This is a genomic window from Streptomyces sp. MGP-BFMKR1, assembly GCF_057766585.1.
This window is the reverse complement of record NZ_CM173408.1, coordinates 5,945,272-5,966,491: the sequence shown is the minus strand read 5'-3', so window position 1 is coordinate 5,966,491 and position 21,220 is coordinate 5,945,272. Positions and strand designations below refer to the sequence as shown.

The following is a 21,220-nucleotide window of genomic DNA, read 5'->3' as shown; positions in this document are numbered from 1 at the left end:
CGCCCATCGTACGGCCGGCCGCGCGGGACGGCCCCGCGCGTGCGGGGCGGGCCCGGGGGTGGGCTGGTCCGTGGTCGGGTCCACCGCACGGGAGGGCGACGCGGGTCAGCCGGGGGCGGGGGTCGGTCCGACGCCGGCCGGGGCCGGCGTGCTCGCGGTGCCCGCCACCGCCGTGCCCGCCGCCGCCGTCGGCGGGGCGGCCGGGCGTGGGCGGGCCAGCGGGGCGCAGCCCGCGATCTTGCGGAGGGCCGCGTAGGTGGCCTCGGGCTGGTCCATCACGAACAGGTGGCCGCCCGGCACCCAGCGCGTCCCGCGCGCGGCCAACTGGTCGGCCAGCTCCGTCAGGACGGCCGGCGGGCTGGCCACGTCGTCGGTGCCGCCCAGCAGATGGACCGGGGGGCTCACCGGCTCCGGGGTCCAGCCGGTGCCGCCGAGCGCCGCCAGGTCGCGGCGGAGTCCGGGCAGCAGCAGTCGGATCACCAACTCGTCGGGCAGCTCCAGCTCCGGGACGATGCCCCGGGCGCGGGCCGCCGAGAGCAGCGAGTGGTCGTCGAGGCCGGCCAGCGCGTAGCCGGGTGGCCCGGGGCGGGGTGGGGCGGAGAGGACCAGCCGCAGGTCGGCGGGCCAGTTCGCCGCGTGCCGCTGGGCCATCCGATGCGCCACCGCGGCGCCCAGGCTGTGCCCGAGCACGATGCCGGGGCCGGCGAGGTCGGTGGCGAGCAGGTCGGCGTAGAAGTCGGCCAGTTCGTCCAGGTCGGGCGGTGTGCCGTGGGCGTGCGCGGCGGGTGGTTGGGCGGCGACGACCGTCCAGTCCTCGGTGACCTGGCGCACCAGCCGCGTGAACGACCTGGCCGAGCCGCCCGCGTACGGCAGGCACACCAGGCGGTACGGTCCGCCCTCGCGCAGCACCAGCCTGTCGGGTCCGGTCCTCATCGGGTGGCTCCCGTCGGCGTGGTGGTGGGGGTGGGCGTGGTGGTGGGGATGGGCGTGGGTCCGGAGAGGAGGAGGGCGGTGGCCGCGCCGTCCGGGTCGAGGCCGAGGCAGAGCGCGAGCGGGGCGGCGGAGCTGGGGTCGGCGTCGGGGTCGGTGCCGGAGTCCGGCGGGGCCGGGGGTGGGGGTGTGGTTCTCGTCAGCGCCTCGACCGCGATGGCGAAGGCCAGCGCGCCGTCGGCGCCGCCCGTGGTGCCGGTGGTGCCGGCGGCGGTCAGGTGGGGCAGGACGGGCCCGAACACGGCGGCGATGGCGGCGCGTTCGGCGGCGCCGGTCGGGGTGTGCGGGGCGGCGGTGGTCACCGCGACGGCGACCTCGTGCGCGGCGCGGCCCGCGTCCCGCAACGCCGCGCGCGCGGCCTCGGCGCCCGCTTCAGCCAGGTCCGGCGCGCCCGGCGCGGCCCTGGACCCGGCCCCGGCCCCGGTGTTCGCGGGCGCGGTGTCCGCCAGCCCGCCGCCCGGCTCGCCCGCCGCCCCGCCCCCGGCGGCGTACGCCCGGGCCGTGGCGCACACGTGGGCCAGGGCGGGGGCGTGCACGGGGCCGCCCGGGGCGGTCAGGACGACGACGGCCGCGCCCTCCCCGGCCGGTGCCACCGCGAGCCCGCTCGCCGCTGCCGCGTCCGCCGGTGCCGCGCCCTCCCCGGCCGGTGCCCCGGCGGGCTCGGCTGCCGCGTCCGTCGCCGGTGGCGGGCACGCGGCCGACAGCGAGTCCACGCCGCCCGCGATGACCGCGTCGCAGCGTCCCGTCCGCACGTACTGGACGCCCAGCGCGATGGCGTCGAGGCCGACGGCCGCGCCCGAGGTCAGGGTGAGGTTGGGGCCGCGCAGGCCGAGGTGGATGGAGAGGGCGGCGCCGGGGGCGTTGTAGCTGGACTGCGGGCCCCAGACGGGGTTGACCGGGCCCGCGTCGGCGCCGGCCCGGTTGTGGATGGCCACGTACTCGCTCCGCCCGGCGTGCAGCGTGCCGGCGAAGACGCCGATCCGGGCCGGGTCGGCGCCGCGCAGCGGGACCGGCGGCGCGGGCGGCGGCGACGAGGCCGGTACGGGCTCCGCCGCGTCGGCCCGCGACGACGTGGCCCGGGTGGCACGGTCCGGTTCGGCCGTCGCCGGGGTGGCCGGGGCGGTCGTCAGGGCCGCATGCGCGGCGCTGAGCAGCAGTCCCGTGTCGCGGCCGATGGTGCGCCTGGACCGGGCGTCGATGTGCGGCGGGAGGGTGAGCGGCGCGGTGACGTGCGCGGCCTCGACGGCGTGGGCGCTGTCCTGGTCGGGCCGCCAGTTCGGGCCGGCCGGGATGGCGCCGGCGACCAGCAGCACGTCCCGCACCGTGACCGGTCGGGCGCCGGCGAGCAGGTCCTCGTACAGCGCGGCGACCGAGGTTCCCGCCGCGCTCACCACCCCCACCCCGGTGACCGGCACCGGGCTCGTCCGGGTCGTGTCCTGCGTTGGCACGTCGTACTCCTTGGGGTCTTTCGGCGGTGCGCGGCCACGGGGTGGGGCGGTCGGCGTCAGTGGGCGGGGGCGGGTCGGGCCGGTTGGCGCGCGGGCCTGGGCCGGGAGGGTCGGGCCGGGCGGCGGGGTGGGTCAGTCCGTGGGGGCGCCGAACACCACCGTCGCCGTGTTGCCGCCGAAGCCGAACGCGTTGCTGAGCGCGACGCGCACCGGCAGGTCCCGGGCCGGGCCGCGGACCAGGTCCAGGTCGCGGCAGCGGTCGTCCACGGTGCGCAGCGTCGGGTTGCCCGGCACCCGGCCGCGCGCGATGGCCAGCACGCAGGCCACCGCCTCCAGGGCGCTGGCCGCGCCCTGCGCGTGGCCCAGCATGCCCTTGATGGACGAGGTGGCCGGGCGGGCTCCGGCGGCGCCGAAGTAGCCGGCGAGGCAGGCCGCTTCGGTGGCGTCGTTGACGGGCGTGCCGGTGCCGTGCGCGCTGACGTAGTCGACGTCGCCGGGGGTCAGCCCGGCCCGGCGCAGGCTCTCGTCCATGCAGCGCAGCAGGGCGTCGCCGGCCGGGTGCGGGGCCGTCATGTGGTGCGCGTCGGCGGCCATGGCGTGGCCGCGCAGTTCGGCGATGACGGTGGCGCCCCGGGCCCGCGCGTGGGCCAGCGACTCCAGGGTGAGGATGCCGGCGCCCTCGGACGGCATCGTGCCGCGCCGGTCGCGGTCGAAGGGTCGTACGACCTCCGGCTCCACGGCGCGCAGGGTGGTGAAGAGCTGGAAGACGGCCTCGGCCAACTCGTCCACGCCGCCCGCGAGGACGCAGTCCGCCTGCCCGCTGGCGATCAGGTCGGCCGCCAGGCCGATGGCGGTGTTGCCGCCGGCGCAGCCGGCCGCGAGGACGTGTCGCGGGCCGCGCAGCCCGAAGCGCTCGGCGGGCCAGGAGGCGAGCAGGGCGGGCGCGTCCCAGCGTCGGTCGGTCGCGGTGTCGGCGCCCCGGCGGCGCAGTTCCTCCAGGTGCGGGCGGGTGCCCATGACGGTGCCGATGACCAGGCCGACGCGGCGCGGGTCGGTGGCGGGCAGCACCTTCGAGGCGTCGAGGGCGTCGCGTACGGCGTGCTCGGCGTAGCGCAGGGAGCGCGGGGTGAGCGTGCCGTCGTCGGCGTACGGCGCGGTGAGGTGTGGCGCGGCGACCTCGGCGGCCAGGTGCGTGGGATAGGCGTCGGCGGCGAACCGGGTGATGGGCCCGGTCGCCACCGTCCCCGAGGTCACCGCGTGCCAGAACCGGTCCACGTCGCAGCCGAGCGGCGAGACGACGCCGAGGCCGGTCACGACCACCCGCTCCGACTCCGGCACGGCCGGCGCCACCGGCGTCGCCCGTCCCCTCGGTGTGGCGCTAGCCGACATGGCCGCCCACGTACCGCGCGAGGCTGTCGACGGAGTTGCCGAGGGCCGCCTCGTCGTCGGTGAGCCGACAGCCGAAGCGGGCCTCGACGTGCGCGATGACCTCCAGCTTGTTCAGCGAGTCGGCGCCGAGGTCGTCGTAGAGGTCGGCGTCGACCGGGACCTGCTCCGGCGAGGTGGCCAGGACCTGCGCGAAGACCTCGCGCACGCCGGTACGGATGTCAGACTCGTTCAACGGTGCCCCCGCGAGACGACGGAACAACGGTCTTGGCCCACCTGTGGAGCTGGGCCCGGGTGATGGCCGGCGCCCAGTGCAGGCGTCGGGACGCGAGGAGCCAGTGGCAGGCACCGAGCGCGGCGACGGCGGCCATGCCGGGCGAAGCCATCGCCGCGAGCAGGTACGCCGCCAGGAACAGGAAGGTGTACGAGTGCATCACCTCGCGCGCCACCGACCGCTCCTCGGTCGACTGGGCCGCGCTCGCGCCGCGCACCACGTACGCCGAGACCACGACGCACGGCGTCACGGCCAGGCTGGCGACCGGCAGCAGGTGCAGCACGACGAAGACGGCGTCCAGCGCGAAGGGTGCCACGACCAGGGCGTAGACGGCCACGCCACGGCCGAACCCGGCGACGGTCAGCCACAGGCTGGAGTAGCCGAGCAGCCGGTCGCCGGCCACGTCGGTGATGTCCTTGATACCGGCGAGTCCGAGGCTGAAGGTGGCGAGCACGGCGGCGGCCGGCAGCACCGGAGAGCCGAGCGCGTCGGCGTCCGGGGCGGTGGCCCAGCCGGTGACCATCGGCAGGATCAGCGGCAGGACCAGGACGAGCAGCGCGAGGACGCGATGCCGCTTGAAGGCCGGGCCGATCGAGTAGCCGATGGCGATGGCGATGTCCACGACGATCATCGCGGCGAAGGCCGGCTCGGGGTCCAGCGCGAACAGCGCGGCCCCGCTGGCCGCGAAGACCAGCCAGGCGCCGACGGCGATACGGGTGAGCCGGCGCCAGCCGATCGCCTCGCACAGGGCGGTGCGCTCGGGCCGGTTGATGACGTCGGCCTCGCGGTCGGCGATCCGGTTGACGGACTCGGTGCCGACGCAGAAGGCCAGCCACATCGGCACGGCCGCCAGCGCGCGGCCCACGGTGAGGTGGTCCACGGCGGCGAGGCCGGCGAGGAACCCCATCCAGTAGTAGGCGGCGAACCGGCAACTGCAACTGCGCAGGACCAGGAGCGGCAGGGGTGCCGGCGCGCCACGGGCGGTGCTCACGTCCATGGCGGCGGCCCTGCCGGCGACGGTATGCCTGGGGTCACTTCAGCGCTCCGTATTCGGGGTGGTGCGGTCGGGTGCGATCGGGTCCGCGGGTACGTGGTCGGGTAAGTCCGCTGCGCGGCGGGCGAGTTGGCGGGCCGAGGCGGCGGGCGCCAGGGGTGGGCCGAGCGGTGCCTGGTGATGGCACCGCGGCCGGCGCGCCCGCCGGGCGACGGCCCGCCGGTCCGTCGGGGGACGCCGCTACCGCTCGCGCGGGGCCGGGCCCACCGGCGCGGGCCGCCGGCCGCGCCGCACGGCGCTGCCGCTGCCGACGTCGTCGTCATGCGTGTTCGTGTCCCCCGTACGCGCCGCGGGCGCCCCGGTCACGGGGCGGCGCCGCGCGCGGCATCGCCGTACGACCGCGCGCACCGGCTGGTGAGCCCGCGCGCGGACAGATCCGCCCGGCTGGGCGTGGCGAGCAAACTACAAAGGATCGTCGCCCTCGTTCAATAGCGATCGGCCTCGCTGACAGGCCCCTGCCATGGCGCGCGGGCGCGCACCGGGGGCTCGCACCCGGCGCGAACCGCCGCCGCCCGAGCCCCGCGTCCTCGCTCGCCGGCCGCCCGCCGCTCCTCGGGCGCGGGCGTATCGGCCCTGGTCACGGCGGAGTTGGCGGCTTCGGTACGCGGGTTCGCGCGGGCGTCCGGTGGCGGGCGCGGGGCGCGCGGCGCCCGGCGGTCGACGGTCCGGCGCGCGCCGCCGGCGGCCGTCTCGCATGCCGGAACGGCTCCGTCCGTGGCGGTCGGCCGCGCGGTACGGCAGGAAGCTGGCACGGCCGCCACCGTGCCGCTGTGCGCCGATCGGGCGGACCCCGGCCGGCCAGCGTTTTCGTCCCCCCACGTCCGGGTACCCGACGCCGTCGGCGCACCACCCGACACACCAGTCACTCCAACAACCCCACTCACCAAAGCCAGCCGAACCACCTACCGCACCACACCGCGCCCCCGCACCACGCGCATACCGCGTCAGCACCACGCGCACCCCGTAAGGAGACCCGCATGTCCTCGTCCCCCACTCCGGCACGCCCCGAGCCCGCGCGCGCCCTGCCGAAGGCGAGCCCGGCGGACACGGCCCGGGTGGTCGGCGCGCTGCTGCTGCCCGCCGTGGTCGCGGGTGTCATCAGGCGCCGGCCTGGGGGCATGGCGTTCACCGAGCGCGTGCACTGGGACCAGCGGGGGCTACGGACCATGGCCGGGTTGCGCACCACGTACGGGGACGGGCCGCTGTTGCTGCGCGTCGCAGGGCGCACCGTCGCGCTGCCGCTGGTCCCCGAGGACGTGGGCGACATCCTCGACCGGACGCCGACCCCCTTCTCGCCCGCCACCTGGGAGAAGCGCGGCGCCCTCAGCCAGTTCCAGCCGCACGGATCCCTCATCAGCGAGGGGCCGGAGCGCGCGGAGCGGCGGCAGGTGAACGAGGCGGCCCTGGACACCTCGCAGCCGCTGCACCACCTCGCGCCGACGATCGTCGCCACCGTCCGCGACGAGGCCGCGGCCCTGCTCCGGCAGACCGACCGGACCGGGGAGCTGACCTGGGACGAGTTCGGGGCCGCGTGGTGGCGCTCGGTGCGCAGGCTGGTCCTCGGCGACGCCGCCCGCGACGACGAGACGCTCACCCACCTGCTGAACCGGCTGCGTTCGGCCGGCAACTGGTCGGTGCTGCTCCCCCGGCGGCGGCGGGTCAGGGGCGACTTCCTGCGCCGGCTGCGCCAGCACGCGGTCGCCGCCGGGCCCACGACGCTGGCCGGCGCGCTGACCGCGCGGCCCGCGAGCGAGCGCGCCGACGCGGTGGGCCAGATCCCGCACTGGCTGTTCGCCTACGACGCGGCGGCCATCACCACACTGCGCACCCTCGCGATGCTCACCCTGCACCCGGAACACGAGGCGCGGGCCCGCGCCGAGGTCGCCGCCGGAGGCCAGGGATCGGACCAGCCGCGCACGCTGCCGTTCCTGCGCGCGTGCGCCCAGGAGACGCTGCGGCTGTGGCCCACGACCCCGCTGCTGCTGCGCGAGAGCACCGAGCCGACGCGGTGGCGTGGCCAGTCGGTCCCGGCCCGCACCGCGTTCCTGATCCACACCCCGTACTTCCACCGCTCCCCGGACACCGCGGGCCCCGACGGCGACCGTTACGTGCCCGAGCGCTGGCTCGACGGGCGCGCCCAGAACCAGCCGGCCCTGGTGCCGTTCAGCGCCGGCCCCGCCGAGTGCCCCGGCCGCAACCTCGTGCTGCTCACGGTGAGCACCTGGCTGGCGGCGCTGCTGGAGGGGCACACCTTCCAGCCGCCGGCCCACGCCCCGCGCCCCCACCGGGACGGCACCCTGCCCGCGGAGTTCAGCCCCTTCGCCCTGCGCTTCACCGTCCGGGCCGACGCGGAGGCGTAGGCGCCCGTCCCGCCACCGTGAGGTGCCCGTGGTCCCACGGGCTGACGCTCACTCCTCCTGGGTGATGACACGAACGGGCCCGACGGTTGACGCCCGCGCGGGCAGTGCTGGAAGAGACTCGGACTCCAAGGTGTCGATCAGGAGTTCACATGGACCGATGGGACCGGGCCGGGCGGGTGGCGGCGTACGGGGCGGCGTTGGCGCTGACGCCGTACCTGCTGATCAAGGCGTCGTGGGTGGTCGGTTCGCTCGTCGGACTGCTGCCGGTCGGGGCCGGGTTCAGCATGACGGAATGGGTGGTGCTCAACAGCGCGACGATCGGGATGGCGGGGATCGGGATCGCGGTGGCGCTCGCCCTGGTGCGGCCGTGGGGGATGCGCATACCGGGGGCGCCGTTGGCCTTCTGCGCCTGGGTGGGGGCGGGGTTCCTCGTCCCGGTGTTGCCGTACGCGGTGCTCAGTTCGCTGCTGGGCTCGGCGGATGACGGTGCGAAGGGCGGGGACGACGCGGACCCGTCGATGCCGGTCTGGGAGGCCGTGCTGGTGCAGACCGGCTTTGTCGGGATGGGGCTCGGGCTCGCCATCGCACTGCCCACGTACGCGCGGCGGCGCTGGCCGGACGCGTTCGTGGGTCGGCTCGGGGACCACGGGGAGGGCGGGCCGAGGGCGCTGCCGTGGATGACCGTGGTGGGTGCCGCCGTCGGACTGGTCTGGCTGTACTGGGCCGTGGGCGGCACCGCGGGTGTCGCCCACCGCGACGAGCGCGGCACCGCCTGGTACGCGTTGTGCGCGACCTTCGGATTCTGGGCGCTCGCGGCGTCCCTCGCCACCTGGGCCGTCGTCCGGGGCCGGCCCGCGCGGCTCCCTCGCTGGGTCCCGATGGCACTCGGCTGGCTCGGCTCAGGCTCCCTGTTCGCCTGGAGCGGCTGGAAGCTGCCGCTCACCCTGTACCTGGCGATCGCGCGACCGGCCGACGCGTCCCTGCCGGAAGACCTCGCTCTCGCGGCGGTCCTGCACCTCGCGGCGGTGGTGGCGGGCGCCGCGATGCTGCGAGCGCTCATACGTACCCGGACGAAGTCGTCGGGCTCGTGGTCGCTCAGCTCTCTCGTCCGTCGTTCGGCGAGCTGAGCGCGTGCGCGGACGCGCCTCGCCCCGCCACGGACGGGTGGGCCGGGCGGGCGAGGTCGCGGACGTGGCAGGGGTCAGGCCGTCGGGTCGAGGCGCAGCCGGACCTCCATCTCCTGGTCGCCGGGTACGGCCTTCTCCTCGCTCACCGCGAAGTGGCGCTGGAGGACGTCGCGTACCTGGTGGATGGGCGGCTCGGTGCCGTACAGGTCCACGCTGACCGACTGGGACAGGCCGGAGCCGGAAGTGGAGCCGCCGGGCTCTCGGGTGTCCACGGTCATCGACCAGACCACGGGGCGCTCGGTCTCGGTCTCCACCGGCCGGCCCGCGTCGGGCCACTCGTCGGCGGCGGTCGCCGGGAACGCCGCGCGCAGCACGCGGAACACCGCGTCCGCGTCGTCCCAGTCGCAACCGCTGACGTGTACACCCACTCCGGCCGAACTCTGCTCAGTGCTCATGGCAGCCGGGTAGCCGCTGCGGCCGACTCAAAACCGACCACCCTCCTCGGGCACGTCGGCGCCGTCGGTCTCGGACGCGTCGGCGCCCGGGGTGCCCGGCACCTGGCGCGGCTCCAGCGGGCGCACCGCCGGGCCCTGGAGGACCGAGCCGTCCACGGCGAACCGGGAGCCGTGGCAGGGGCACTCCCAGGTGTGTTCCGCGTCGTTGAAGCGGACCAGGCAGCCCAGGTGGGTGCAGCGGGCCGAGACGGCGTGCACGGTGCCGTCCTGGGCGCGGTAGACCGCGCACCGGCCGGCCCCCACCCGGACCAGCGCGCCCGTGCCCGGCGCGACGGCGGCCACGTCGTCGGCGGACGCGAGGCGCAGCCGGTCGCCGACGAAGTGCCGGGCCACCGTCGCCTGCTGGGACAGCAGCGGACCCGCCTCGCGCAGCGGGTGCAGTCGGCGCGGGTCGTACAGGGCGGCGTGCTCGGGGCGCTCGCCGCAGATCAGGTCGGCGAGCAGCGTTCCGGCCAGCGCGCCGCTACTCATACCCCAGCCGCCGAAGCCGGTGGCCACGTAGACGTTCCGGGTCCCCGGGTGGAAGGGGCCGATGTAGGGCAGGCCGTCGGTGCTGGTGTTGTCCTGCGCCGCCCACCGGTGGGTGATCTCCGCGGCCGGGAAGTGCTGGCGCAGCCAGTCGGCGAGCCGGCGGAACCGCTCGGACGCGGCGTCGGGCGCGCCCTCGTTCCCGTCGCCGGTGCCCGGGGTGAACTTCTCGCCCGTCACGATGAGCACCCGCCGCCCGTCGGGCCAGGGCGCGGTGCGCACCGAGCGGGTGCCCTCGTCCGGCGTGATGTACGTGCCGCGCGGCGCCTGCTCGGCGGGGAGGGTGGCGGCCAGCACCAGTTCGCGGGTCGTTTCGAGGCGGGCGAACATCAGGGCCCGGTCGAAGACGGGGTAGTGGGTGGCCACGACCACGTGCCGGGCCCGTACGACGGCCCCGTCCTCGGTCGTCACCCGGCACGGCGAGCCGTCGTGCAGCCCGGTGACCCGGCTGCGCTCGTACACCCGGCCGCCGCGCGCGACGATGCCGTCGGCCAGCGCGAGCAGGAACCGGCGCGGGTGGAACTGCGCCTGGCCGCCGACCCGCACCGCGCCGGCGACCGGGAACGGCAGGTCCGTCTCGGTGACGAACGTGGCGTCGAGCCCGGCGTCGGCCGCGGCCGTGGCCTCCGCGCGCAGCGTGCCGACGCGGCCGGGGTCGGTGGCGTAGGTGTAGGCGTCGGTGCGCTCCCACTGGCAGTCGACACCCAGCTCCAGCGCCAGCCGCTCGATGCCGCGCACGGCCTCCTGCTGCGAGGTGGCGTACTGGGCGGCGGCGCGCCGGCCCTGGGTGTCGCGGAGCGAGGCGTAACGCAGCGTGTGCAGGGCGGAGACCTTGGCCGTGGTGTGGCCGGTCACGCCGGCGGCGACGCGCCCCGCCTCCAGGACGACCACCGACCGGCCGCGGCGCACCAGCTCCCACGCGGTGCACAGGCCCGCCATGCCGCCGCCGATCACGACGACGTCGGCGCTGGCCTCCTCGGGGGCGCCCGGGTAGTCGGTGTCGGGGGTGTTGGCCATCCAGTACGAGGCGTCGGTGCCGGGCAGCGGCGTCATGGCGGTCATGGGCGCTCCTTCGGGTCCGGTCCGTGCGCGGGCCGGACCCGCACGGCACCGCCGCCCGCGGCCCGGCCGGGCTCGCGCGGTGCCGCCCGAGTACCCGTGCCCCCGCGATCACAAACGCCGGGCCACCTGCGTACGGGCGGACACGCGAAGGTGCGGGACCCCTGGGGGAGGGTCCCGCACCGTGCGCGGGTGGCGTCGCGGCGGCGGGCGACGGAGCGCCGTCCACCGCCGGAAAGCGGCCGGCCACCCACGCGGTCACGCGTCCGACCACCGCGCCGGGCCGACCGGCCCGGTGGCCGGGGCGCGCCCCGCACGGGCTCGTGGACTCCGTGCGGGGCGCGCCGGTCTGCTGGTGGTGCTGGTGGTGCTGGTTGTGGTGCTGGTGGTGGCTCAGCCGTTGAAGCAGAAGGCCCGGCCGCCCATGTCCCAACACTGGATCTGCTGGGTCGCCGTACCCGCGTTGCCCGCCCGGTCGGTCACCGTCAACTCGGCCGTGTACGTCTTCTGACCAGCCGGGTAGGTGTGCTTGGCCGTCACCCCGGTACCCGTCTGCCCGTCACCGAACTTCCACGCGTACGAGGCGATGTCACCATCCTTGTCACTGGACTGCCCCGCGTTGAAGTCACACGCGTCGTACCAACACGAGACCGAGAACTGCGCCACCGGCGGCTCACCCACCGGAGCACCCACCGACACCTTCTTGCTCACCGTCCCGGTCTTCCCGCTGTCATCCGTGACCGTCAGCTTCACCTCGTACGAACCCGCCTTGGCATACGTGTGAGAAGGCTTCACACCCTCACCCGTCTTCCCATCCCCGAAGTCCCACGCGTACGAGGCGATCGACCCGTCCGCGTCCCGCGACGCCGACCCGTCGAACCCACACGACAGATCAGCCTCCGAACACGAGGCCACGAACTCCGCCGTCGGCTTACCGGGGTCGGCGGGGGCGCCGAGCTTGGTCACGTCGAGGAACTTGTTGGGCGAGCCGCTGCCCGGGTTGGTGACCACGCCGTCGCGCGCGGCGGCGATCACCGCGTCGGTGGCCTGGGTGGCGGACGCGCCCGGGTTGGCCTCCAGGTAGAGGGCGAGCGCGCCGGCGGCGTGCGGCGAGGCCATGGAGGTGCCGCTCATGTTGGCGTTGCCGGTGTCCGAGCTGTGGCTGGCCGAGGTGATGTTGCCGCCGGGTGCGAAGAGGTCCATGCAGCGGCCGTAGTTGGAGAAGCTGGACCGGCTGCCGTTGCTGTCGGTGGAGCCGGCTGACAGCGCCTCGGGCGTGTCGGCGGGCGAGGTGCCGCAGGCGTCGGTGCCGGCGTTGCCGGCCGCGACCGCCGCCGGGAACCCGGCCTGCACGGCCCGCTTGGTCGCGTCCCGCATGCCCTGCGGGTCGGCGTTCGCGCCGCCGGAGCCGAGGCTCATGTTGATGACGCCGGGCTTCTTGCCGTTCTTGATGACCCAGTCGATGCCCGCGATGGTGTCCGCGTCGGGCCCGTTGCCCGAGCAGTCGAGCACCCGCACGGCGACGACCTTCGCCTGCTTGGCGACGCCGTACTCCTTGCCGGCGACGGTGCCGGCCACGTGCGTGCCGTGACCACTGCAGTCGGCGGCGTCGGTGTCGTCGTCGATGAAGTCGTAGCCCGACGAGGCGCGGCCCTCGAAGGTCTTGTGCGAGAAACGGGCGCCGGTGTCGATGACGTACGCGGTCACGCCCGCGCCGGTGCCCGGGTAGGTGTACGTCTTGTCCTGCTTGCCGTCGATCGCGTCCAGGCCCCAGGACGGCGGGCTCGGCTGGCTGCCGCCCTCGGACGCGCGCACCATCAGGGACTGCTGGACATACTCCACCGCCGGGTCAGCCGCCAGGCGCTTGGCCTGGGTGGCGGTCAGTTCGGCGGAGAAGCCGCGCAGGGCGGCGCTGTAGATCCGCTCGGTGGTGCCGCCGTAGCGGTCGGTGAGCCGGTTCGCCTCGGACGTGACCTGGGCCTCGGCCGTGGCCGAGAGCGAGGTCGCGCCCTTGAGCGAGACGATGTACTTGCCGTCGATGGCGCCCGGCGCCCCGGCGTTGATGACGCGGCCCTCGGTGGCCGCGCCGCCGTCCGGGGTCGCCTGGGCGGGTGCGCCGGCCATGGCCAGCGCGGCGGTGGCGGCGAGCCCCGTGCAACACGCCGTCAACCAGCGGTAGGTCTTCCTCGCGGTTCGCATCCTGTGTGCCTCTGCCTCTCCAACTCGGTGGGTCGATCGCTCCGGTGAGCCGATCGCTCCGGTGGGGGTGGTGCTCCTCGGTGCCTACGTGACCCAGGCTGTGCCCCGGGCTGTGTGCTGGGGTGTGTCCCGGGCTGTGTGCTGGGGTGTGTTCCAGGCTGTGTCCCGGGTTGTGCGCTAGGGGGGTCCCAGGTTGTGTCGCGGGCTGTGCCCCGGGCCCGGGCGGCGCGTCGGGGTGGCGCGCTGCCCGGGCCCGGGCGTGGGGTGGGCCGCACGCGGCCGGCGGGGCGGGCGCAACCGGTGGGAGGTGGCGCGCCCGAGGTGCGGCGGACGCGCCCCGGGTGCGCCCGCCGCCGGTCGAAGGGTTGGACTCGGGCCGGCTGGGCCTGTCGCCGGCTCAGCCGTTGAAGCAGAAGGCCCGGCCGCCCATGTCCCAACACTGGATCTGCCGGGTCGCCGTACCCGCGTTGCCGGCCCGGTCGGTGACCGTCAACTCAGCCGTGTACGTCTTCTGACCAGCCGGGTAGGCGTGCTTGGCCGTCACCCCGGTACCCGTCTGCCCGTCACCGAACTTCCACGCGTACGAGGCGATGTCACCGTCCTTGTCACTGGACTGCCCCGCGTTGAAGTCACAGGCGTCGTACCAACACGAGACCGAGAACTGTGCCACCGGCGGCTCACCCACCGGAGCACCCACCGACACCTTCTTGCTCACCGTCCCGGTCTTCCCACTGTCATCCGTGACCGTCAGCCTGACCTCGTACGAACCCGCCTTGGCATACGTGTGCGCGGGCTTCACACCCTTGGCCGCCGTGCCGTCGCCGAAGTCCCAGACGTACGCCGCGATCGTTCCGTCCGCGTCCCGCGACGCCGACGCGTCGAACTCACACGACAACGCCGACTCCGAGCACGAGGCCACGAACTCCGCCGTGGGGGCGCCCGGTTCGGTCGGGGTGCCGAGCTTGGTGACGTTGAGCAGCTTGTTGGGCGAGCCGCTGCCCGGGTTGGTGACGACGCCGGAGTCGGCGTTGTTGACCAGGGCGTCGCGGACCTGCTGCGGGGTGGCGCTCCTGTTGCTGGAGAGGTAGAGCGCGGCGGCGCCCGCGGCGTGTGGCGTGGCCATCGAGGTGCCGCTCATGCCCGTCGATCCGCCACCGTTCCTGGTGGAGGTGATGTTGCCGCCGGGCGCGAACAGGTCCAGGCAGCGGCCGACGTTGGAGAAGCCGGAGCGGCTGCCGTTCTGGTCCGTGGAACCCAGCGTGATGGCGGCGGGCAGCCGGGCGGGGCTGGTACCGCAGGCGTCCTGGCCGTAGTCGTTGCCCGCGGCGACGGCGACCGGGACACCCGCGTCGATCGTGCCCTGCGTGGCGTCGTCCAGGGCCTGGTCGCTGGGGCCGCCCAGGCTCATGTTGGCGACGGCGGGCTTGGCCGCGTTCTTGGTCACCCACTCCAGGCCGCCGACGACCTGTTCGGTGGAGCCGTTGCCCGAGCAGTCCAGCACCCGGACCGCGACGAGCTTGGCCTGCTTGGCGACGCCGTAGTCCTTGCTGCCGATGGTCCCGGCGACGTGAGTGCCATGTCCCTGACAGTCACTGGCGTCCGCGTCGTTGTCGATGAAGTCGTAACCGCTGCTGGCCCGCCCCTCGAAGTTGCTGTGCCGCAGGTCGGTGCCGGTGTCCACGACGTACGCGGTGACGCCATCGCCCTGGTTCGGGTACGTGTACGTCTTGTCCTGCTTGCCGTCGACCGCGTCCAGGCCCCAGGACGGCGGGTTCGGCTGGGTGCCCACGGCCCGCACGATGTTGTTCGTCTGGACGTAGCGCACGTCGGGGCTGGCCGCCAGGCGCGCCGCCTGTGCCTCGGTGGCCTGGAGCGAGAAGCCACGGAAGGCCGCCGCGTACACCGTGCGGACGGTGCCGCCGTGCGCGTCGGTCAGCTCGTCGGCCCGCGCCGCGACGGCGGCGCGGGTCTCGGCGGCGACCGAGGGAGCGCCCCTGAGGGCGACGACGTACTGCCCCTTGATCGCGTCCGGCTGCCCCGCGCCGATGACCGTGCCCCGCGCGTCGCCGCCGCCGGCGGCGCCGGCCGGGCCCGTGCCGACCGTCGCGAAGAGCGTCGCGGTGGCCGCGCCGAGACACAGCGCGCTCCACCGTCTCTGCCGTGCTGACATCTCTGCTCCTTCTGAGGGGGAGACGGCGCCCGGCCCGATGTGCGGTCGGGCCGGGCGTCGGGGTCCGGCGCCGGCGTGGGGGGTTGATGGGAGAGAGCACGACGCCGTGTGACGGGCCCACCCTCGTGGCGCACGGGGCGGCAAACAATCCGTGGTGCGGTAGGTAGGGGGTACGTATCCTCGCTCGGCCGACCGACCGACCGGGCCCGCGTCCCTCGTTCCTCGCGCCCTCGCGCCCGCGCACACGCCGGACCGGGCGGCCCCGGGCCCGTGGCGGGCGCGGGCCGCCGTCCCGCCGACCGGCCGGGCCCAGGGTCCTGACCCGTGGCCCGGTCCCGCGCCCGGTCCCGCGCCCCGCCCCCGGGGGGTCAGCTCGCGCCGGGTACCTCGCCGCGCGAGGCGACGTTCAGTTTGCGGAGCACCTTCGCCACGTGCTGCTCGACCGTGCGCGGGGACAGGAACAACACGTCGGCGATCTCCCGGTTCGTGTGCCCGAGCGCGACGAGGCGGGCCACCTCCCGTTCGCGCGGGGAGAGTTGGTCGCCGTAGCCGCGTCGGCCGCGCCGGGACGGGGTGCTGACACCGTTGCCACGCAGCACCCGGCGGCAGCGGGCCGCGTCGCGGGTGGCCCCCAGGGTCGCGAACTGTTCGGCCAACGCGGCCAACTCCCCCGCCAGGCGCGCCCCGCCGGCGGCGCCCACCCCGCCCCCGTCGGCCGCGTCCCCCAGCCCGGCAGAATCCGCCCCGGCGGCGTCCGCCCCGGCAGAGCCCGCCCGGCCGGGGCCCGGCGCGCCGAGCCGGCAGCGGACGGCGGCCTCGGCCGCGCGCGCCGCCGAGTACGGCCTGGGCAGCGCGGCGTACCGCGCGCTCGCCGCCTCGAAGGCGGCGACGGCCTCCGCGCACCGGCCCCGCGCGTACGCCAGGGCGCCGTGGCACGCCGCCAGCGCGGCGGCGGCCAGCGGCGCGTCGCGGTCGGCGATGCCGGCGGCGTACTCGGCGACCGCCGCCTCGGCGTCGGCCACCCGGCCGCAGCGTACGAGCGCGGCCACCGCCATGGGCATGAGGTCGGCGCCCCACACCCAGATGTCCTTGCGCCGGACCCGGGCGATGGCCCGGTCCGCCTCCGCGCGGGCCGCCTCCAGTTCGCCACGGGCCACCCACACCCGGATCATCGCGCCGGAGGCGGCGGCCAGGATGGGGCTGGGGGCGTTGGCGGGGTCGCCGAGCGCGGCGGCGTCCAACTCCTCGGTGGCCTCCTCCCATTCGCCGCGCGCCACGGCGAGCAGCCCCAGCACCAGGTGCGCGTCGGCGGAGATGCCCGAGACGCCCTGCACCATGTCGATCAGCCGGCGCGCCCGCTCGGCCAGCCCCTGCCAGTCGCCGACGCTCCACGCGAGGCGCAGCGAGGTGCCGTCGATGATCCCCTGGAGCCACGGCGAGCCGCACTCGGCGGCCAGCCGCTGCCCCTGGTGCCGGAAGCGCTCCGCCGCCGCGTAGTGCCCGAGCCAGGTGGCGGCCTCGGCGAGGTTGCCGGACAGCCGGGCGACCTGGAGCCGCTCGGCGACGGTCCGCCCGGCGCCCACCAACTCCTCGGCCTCGGCCCAGGCCGCGGGGTAGCCCGCCATCATGCGCAGGGTCACGTGGTTGCCACGGACCGCGAGCCGCAGGGCCGGGTCCGACCGGTCGGTGAGCAGCCGCTCGGCCCGGACGATCCACCGCTGGTAGACGGCGTACGGGTGCTCGCCCCAACTCGCCAGCGCCAGCGCGGCCATGCCGCGGGCGGCGAGCGTCGGGTGCTCGCGCAACTCCTCGACCGCGATCTCGGTGTCGGCGCGCCCCTGCTCGTAGTTGCCCGCCTGGTTGTAGAGCAGCAGTCCGAGGTTGAGCCGGATCTCGCCGCGTACGGTGTCGGGCATCTCGCAGTGGAGCACGATGCGGCGCAGCAGGGCGACGGCCCTGCGGTAGGCGAGGCCGATCACCGCGGCGCGGCTGAGCTGGGTGGCGAGGCGGGCCCGGTCGCCGGCGCGCAGCTCCGGGTCGGACAGCAGACCCTCCAGGATCTCCACGGCGACGGCGGTGTCGCCCAGTTCCCTGGCGGCCTCGGCCGCCGCCGAGCCGTGCCGCAACCAGGCTTCGAGGTCGCCGGCCCGCCGCGCGTGGTAGGCGAGTTGGACCAGCGGCGGCGGCTCGGCGGCGGCCAGTCGGGCCATCGCGCGCCGGTGCAGCCGTCGCCGGTCCACGCCCGGCAGGGAGCCGTAGACCGCCTGTTGGGCGAGCGGGTGGCGAAAGCCGTAGCGGTCGTCGCCGACGTCGTAGAGCACGCCCGCGAGCACCGCCTCCCTGATCCCGCCGCCCGCGTCGGCCCCACCCGCGAAGGGCTCGCCGCCCGCGTCGGCGCCGCCCGCGTCCCGGGGCCCGGGCCCGGCCCCGTCGGCGGACGGCGTGTCACCCACGCCGCCGTCGAGGCCGGGCTCGCCCGCCGCGACGGCGGCGATCAGGTCCTCCGTGGCGGGGATGCGCAACACGGCCGCCGCGCGCACCACCGCCACCGCCGGCGGCGTCAGGGCCGCCATCCGGTCCGCCATCGCCTCGCGCAACAGCGTGGGGACCTCCATCGCGTCGAGCGTGTCCCGCCCGGCGTTCCAGCCGGCCGGGAAGCCGCTGGCGGCCAGGCCACGGACCACCTCCTCCAGCACGAACGGGATGCCAGCGGTGCGTTCGTGCAGTTCGGCGGCGAGTTGGGCGGGAACGGCCGTGCTGCCGGTGATGGCGGCGGTGAGGCTGCCCACGGCCGACACGTCCAGCGGCCGGAGCGGGATGAGGACGGAGGTGGTGCCGGGCGGGTGCCGGTAGGCGCGGCCCAGCGGGAGGCCGGCGCCCGACAGGTCCTCGCGGCGGTAGCTGAGCACGGTCGCCATCCCGGGCGGAGGTTCGTCGATGAGGAAGCGGACCAGGTCGCGGGTGCCGTCGTCGGCCCAGTGCAGGTCCTCCACGACCACGACCACCTGCCCGAGCGAGGCGAGCAGCGCGCGCACGGCGCGGAACAGCCGGTGCTGGCGGGCCCGGTGGTCCTGGAGGGGCTCCGGCGCGGGCGGCAGGGCGTCGGCCAGCTCGGGGAGGTAGGGCCGCAGCGCGCCGCACACCGCGCCGAGCCGGCCCGGCACCCGCCCTTCGAGCTGCCGCAACAGGTCGAAGAACGGCCCGTACGGAAACGGCTCGCGCAGCGGGTGGCAGGCGCCGAGCAGGACGTGCCGGCCCCGCATGGCCGGCGCCTCCAGCGTCTCGCGGATCAGCCGGGTCTTGCCGATCCCGGCCTCCCCCTCGACGAGGGCGACCGAGGGCGGGCGGGTCAGCGCGTCGAGCAGCGTACGGAACTCGTCGGTGCGCCCGACGAGGACCGGGGCGCCGAGGCGACGCAGGACGGAACTGGTCATGAGGGAACTCCGTGCCCGAGGGAAGGCCGAGGCCGTGGTGGCCGGCCGACCCGGGCGCGCCCTCGTCGCCCGGCCGAGCCCGACGGCCGGCCCGCTGCCGGCCTCCCGGGCTGCTCCGAGCCCGCCCCCTCTTCAGCCTGCCGTCACGCGTGGCGCGCACATCGCCATTCGGTCACCGCGGTGACCGTGAAGCTACGTTCCGCGGGCCGTCGCGGCAAGGGAACGCACACCACGACCGGCGACAACGGCGGGAACGGAGAACTCCGGTCCGGACCAACCCGGCCGCCGCGCGCGCCGCACGGGGCCCTCGACGGGCTCTCGACGGGCGGGCCGCGACCGGTCAGAACTCGTAAGCGGCGATCAACGCGTTGCCGGCCACGTCGTACACCGACACGAGGCCCTGCTCCGAGTCCTGCCACCTGTCGAACGCCTCGGCGAGGGCGGTGGCCGAGGCCATGCTGTCCTCCACCGGCGTCAGGCCCCCGTTGATGTCCGTGGAGACGTACGCGTTGCCGGTCTCCTCGTCCCACTCCCCGATGACGTTCAGCACGCGGGTTACGGCCTCGCGCTGGCGCGGCGTCCCGTTGTCGTCGACCCAGGCGCGGAAGTCCCTGGCGTTCTTCTTCGACCGCGCCTTGTCCGGGTTGGCGGGAAGAACCTCCTGGATGCGCGAGGAACTCTCGGGCGTGGTCTCGGTCCACTCGCAACCGGCGGTGAGGCCGACGGCGAGGAGCACTGCGAGGGCTGGAGCGGCGGAACGGGCTGAGCACGGGCGCATGTCGACGCACCTCCTTGTCGGACGAGCCACGCCCCGGCGCGGGGTCGGGCGGCCAGACGGGACAGTACGGAAGTCGCCCGGGCCCGTGCCGCACGGTGGCCGATTGCCGGGGGCCCGAAGACGCCGCAGCCCGAAGGCCGGATCGCGGCGGACGAGGAGGCGGTTCCCCGCTGAACTGTGGGATCGCCGGCACGAGACAAGTCCGGCGTCCCGTACCGACTTTGGCCAGAACCACGCGACGCCTACGGATCGAAACGCGGATTGTTCCCCTCCCCCCGCGCCCCTACGGTCGCCCCATCTCCCAACCTGTCATGCACTCGTCCATCACGGCGCGTGCCTGTCGTCCGGACGGGAGCCGCCCGCCCCACGGCGGGCTCCTACCTGGAAAGGGAAGGCATGAAAGGAACCAGCCGGCTGGCCACGGCGGCCAGTCTCGCGGCGGCGGCTCTCGCGTTCACGCCCCTGTTCGCCGGGGGCGCGCAGGCGGTGCCCACCACGGCCACCGAGCGCCCGCAGGCCGTCAACCCGACCGACACGGCGCCCGCGCCCAGCGGGCCGCACGCGAAAATCATCGGCGGCGAGCCCACCACCGTCGCCGCCTACCCCTACCTCATCGCCGCGCTCCGCGAGGGCGGCCCGCGGCCGATGGGGCAGACGTGTACCGGGTCGGTGATCGGCCCGAAGACGATCCTGATCGCCGCGCACTGCAAGGACAGCGACGGGGCCAAGTCCTTCTACTACGGCGCCGACGACCTCAACAAGCCCGAGGGCGGCGTGCGGATCGACGTCGAGTCGTACACCCAACACCCCAAGTACGAGCCGCCGAACGGCTGGCAGACCGGTTACGACGTGGCCGTCGTCCAGACCAAGCAGACGATCCCGGTCAAGGGCGGGCAGTACGCCAGGTTCGCGACCTCGGCGGACAGCGAGCTGTCGAAGCCGGGCAAGACCGGCACCGCGATCGGCTACGGCCGCACCCGCGACGGCGAGAACCAGTACGCGCAGCTCAAGAAGGCCAACCTGCCGGTCGTGGACGGGCGCAACACGTGCGGCTCGTTCGGCGGCTTCAACGACGCGTTCATGATCTGTGCCGGCTACGCGGACGGCCACGACGGCATCTGCCAGGGCGACAGCGGCGGCCCGCTGGTCGTGGACAACGTCGTGGTCGGCGTCGCCTCGTGGGTCAAGACCGGCTGCGGCAGCTACGGCGCCTGGGGCCGGCTCACCGGTGAGATGGGCGACTGGGTCAAGACCCAGCTCCCGAACGTCGAACCGGGCGCCCCGACGGCGGAGTTCGTGGCCTCGTGTTCGGAGGCTGATCTGTCGTGTGGGTTCGATGGGTCGGCGTCGCGGGACGCGGACGGGTCGATCGCCTCGTACGCGTGGGACTTCGGTGACGGGAAGACCGGTGAGGGTGTGAAGCCTTCTCACACGTATGCCAAGGCGGGTTCGTACGAGGTGAAGCTGACGGTCACGGACAACAGCGGGAAGACCGGGACGGTGAGCAAGAAGGTGTCGGTGGGTGCTCCGGTGGGTGAGCCGCCGGTGGCACAGTTCTCGGTCTCGTGTTGGTACGACGCCTGTGACTTCAACGCGGGGCAGTCCAGTGACAAGGACGGTGACATCGCCTCGTACGCCTGGAAGTTCGGCGACGGCCAGACCGGTACCGGGGTGACGGCCAAGCACACCTACCCGGCCGGGCAGAAGACCTACACCGCTGAGTTGACGGTCACCGACCGGGCCGGCAACGCGGGTACGGCCACCCGCAAGATCCAGTGTTGGGACATGGGCGGCCGGGCCTTCTGCTTCAACGGCTGAGCCACCACCAGCACCACCAGCACGGGCACGACGGCGCGCCGCGTGCGGGGCCTGACCGCAGGGTCCCGCGCGCGGCGCGC

General features: G+C 75.4%; 14 protein-coding genes. 3 read left to right on the top strand and 11 right to left on the bottom strand.

The window, feature by feature from the left end; translation table 11 throughout:
• Positions 1–105: 105 nt before the first annotated feature.
• The 5 genes from AC3CHW_RS23675 to AC3CHW_RS23655 form a co-directional block, all read right to left on the bottom strand.
• On the bottom strand, positions 106–933 hold the full coding sequence (locus AC3CHW_RS23675; RefSeq protein WP_488467786.1) for a thioesterase II family protein: 828 nt from the start codon (positions 931–933) through the stop codon (positions 106–108).
• Positions 930–2,438 (bottom strand): beta-ketoacyl synthase N-terminal-like domain-containing protein, encoded by a 1,509-nt coding sequence (locus tag AC3CHW_RS23670; RefSeq protein ID WP_488467785.1) that lies wholly within the window; start codon positions 2,436–2,438, stop codon positions 930–932. Before AC3CHW_RS23670 ends, AC3CHW_RS23675 begins: the two co-directional genes overlap by 4 nt.
• Before the next feature lie 132 nt (positions 2,439–2,570).
• On the bottom strand, positions 2,571–3,776 hold the full coding sequence (locus AC3CHW_RS23665) for a beta-ketoacyl-[acyl-carrier-protein] synthase family protein (RefSeq protein WP_488467784.1): 1,206 nt from the start codon (positions 3,774–3,776) through the stop codon (positions 2,571–2,573).
• Between the two features lie 40 nt (positions 3,777–3,816).
• The gene (locus AC3CHW_RS23660; RefSeq protein WP_176161719.1) at positions 3,817–4,059 is read right to left on the bottom strand and encodes an acyl carrier protein; all 243 of its coding nucleotides are present in this window, start codon (positions 4,057–4,059) and stop codon (positions 3,817–3,819) included.
• A complete protein-coding gene (locus AC3CHW_RS23655; RefSeq protein WP_488467783.1) occupies positions 4,046–5,095 on the bottom strand; it encodes a UbiA family prenyltransferase in 1,050 nt (349 codons plus the stop codon). The genes AC3CHW_RS23660 and AC3CHW_RS23655 overlap by 14 nt, the downstream gene beginning before the upstream one ends.
• A gap of 1,034 nt (positions 5,096–6,129) precedes the next feature.
• Between AC3CHW_RS23655 and AC3CHW_RS23650 the strand changes: the two genes are divergently transcribed.
• Both AC3CHW_RS23650 and AC3CHW_RS23645 read left to right on the top strand, forming a co-directional pair.
• Positions 6,130–7,512 (top strand): cytochrome P450, encoded by a 1,383-nt coding sequence (locus AC3CHW_RS23650; RefSeq protein ID WP_488467782.1) that lies wholly within the window; start codon positions 6,130–6,132, stop codon positions 7,510–7,512.
• Positions 7,513–7,661: 149 nt separating this feature from the next.
• Positions 7,662–8,639: a hypothetical protein gene (locus AC3CHW_RS23645; protein ID WP_488467781.1), complete on the top strand. Its 978-nt coding sequence runs from the start codon at positions 7,662–7,664 to the stop codon at positions 8,637–8,639.
• Positions 8,640–8,713: 74 nt separating this feature from the next.
• On the opposite strand, the gene AC3CHW_RS23640 is transcribed toward AC3CHW_RS23645, so the two are convergent.
• From AC3CHW_RS23640 to AC3CHW_RS23615, 6 genes are all read right to left on the bottom strand, one after another.
• Complete coding sequence (locus AC3CHW_RS23640) at positions 8,714–9,094, bottom strand: hypothetical protein (protein ID WP_176161723.1); 381 nt, start codon at positions 9,092–9,094, stop codon at positions 8,714–8,716.
• Positions 9,095–9,121: 27 nt separating this feature from the next.
• Positions 9,122–10,744: an FAD-dependent oxidoreductase gene (locus tag AC3CHW_RS23635; protein ID WP_488467780.1), complete on the bottom strand. Its 1,623-nt coding sequence runs from the start codon at positions 10,742–10,744 to the stop codon at positions 9,122–9,124.
• A gap of 390 nt (positions 10,745–11,134) precedes the next feature.
• Entirely contained in the window at positions 11,135–12,940 is a 1,806-nt protein-coding gene (locus AC3CHW_RS23630; RefSeq protein WP_488467779.1) for a S8 family serine peptidase, read from the bottom strand.
• A 397-nt stretch (positions 12,941–13,337) separates the two neighbouring features.
• Positions 13,338–15,110, bottom strand: a complete 1,773-nt coding sequence (locus tag AC3CHW_RS23625; protein ID WP_488467778.1) for a S8 family serine peptidase — start codon at positions 15,108–15,110, stop codon at positions 13,338–13,340.
• Between the two features lie 368 nt (positions 15,111–15,478).
• Positions 15,479–18,544: a helix-turn-helix transcriptional regulator gene (locus AC3CHW_RS23620; RefSeq protein ID WP_488467777.1), complete on the bottom strand. Its 3,066-nt coding sequence runs from the start codon at positions 18,542–18,544 to the stop codon at positions 15,479–15,481.
• A gap of 340 nt (positions 18,545–18,884) precedes the next feature.
• A complete protein-coding gene (locus AC3CHW_RS23615; protein ID WP_488467776.1) occupies positions 18,885–19,322 on the bottom strand; it encodes a hypothetical protein in 438 nt (145 codons plus the stop codon).
• Between the two features lie 396 nt (positions 19,323–19,718).
• Between AC3CHW_RS23615 and AC3CHW_RS23610 the strand changes: the two genes are divergently transcribed.
• Positions 19,719–21,140, top strand: coding sequence for a PKD domain-containing protein (locus tag AC3CHW_RS23610; RefSeq protein WP_488467775.1), 1,422 nt, complete (start codon positions 19,719–19,721; stop codon positions 21,138–21,140).
• Positions 21,141–21,220: the final 80 nt, after the last annotated feature.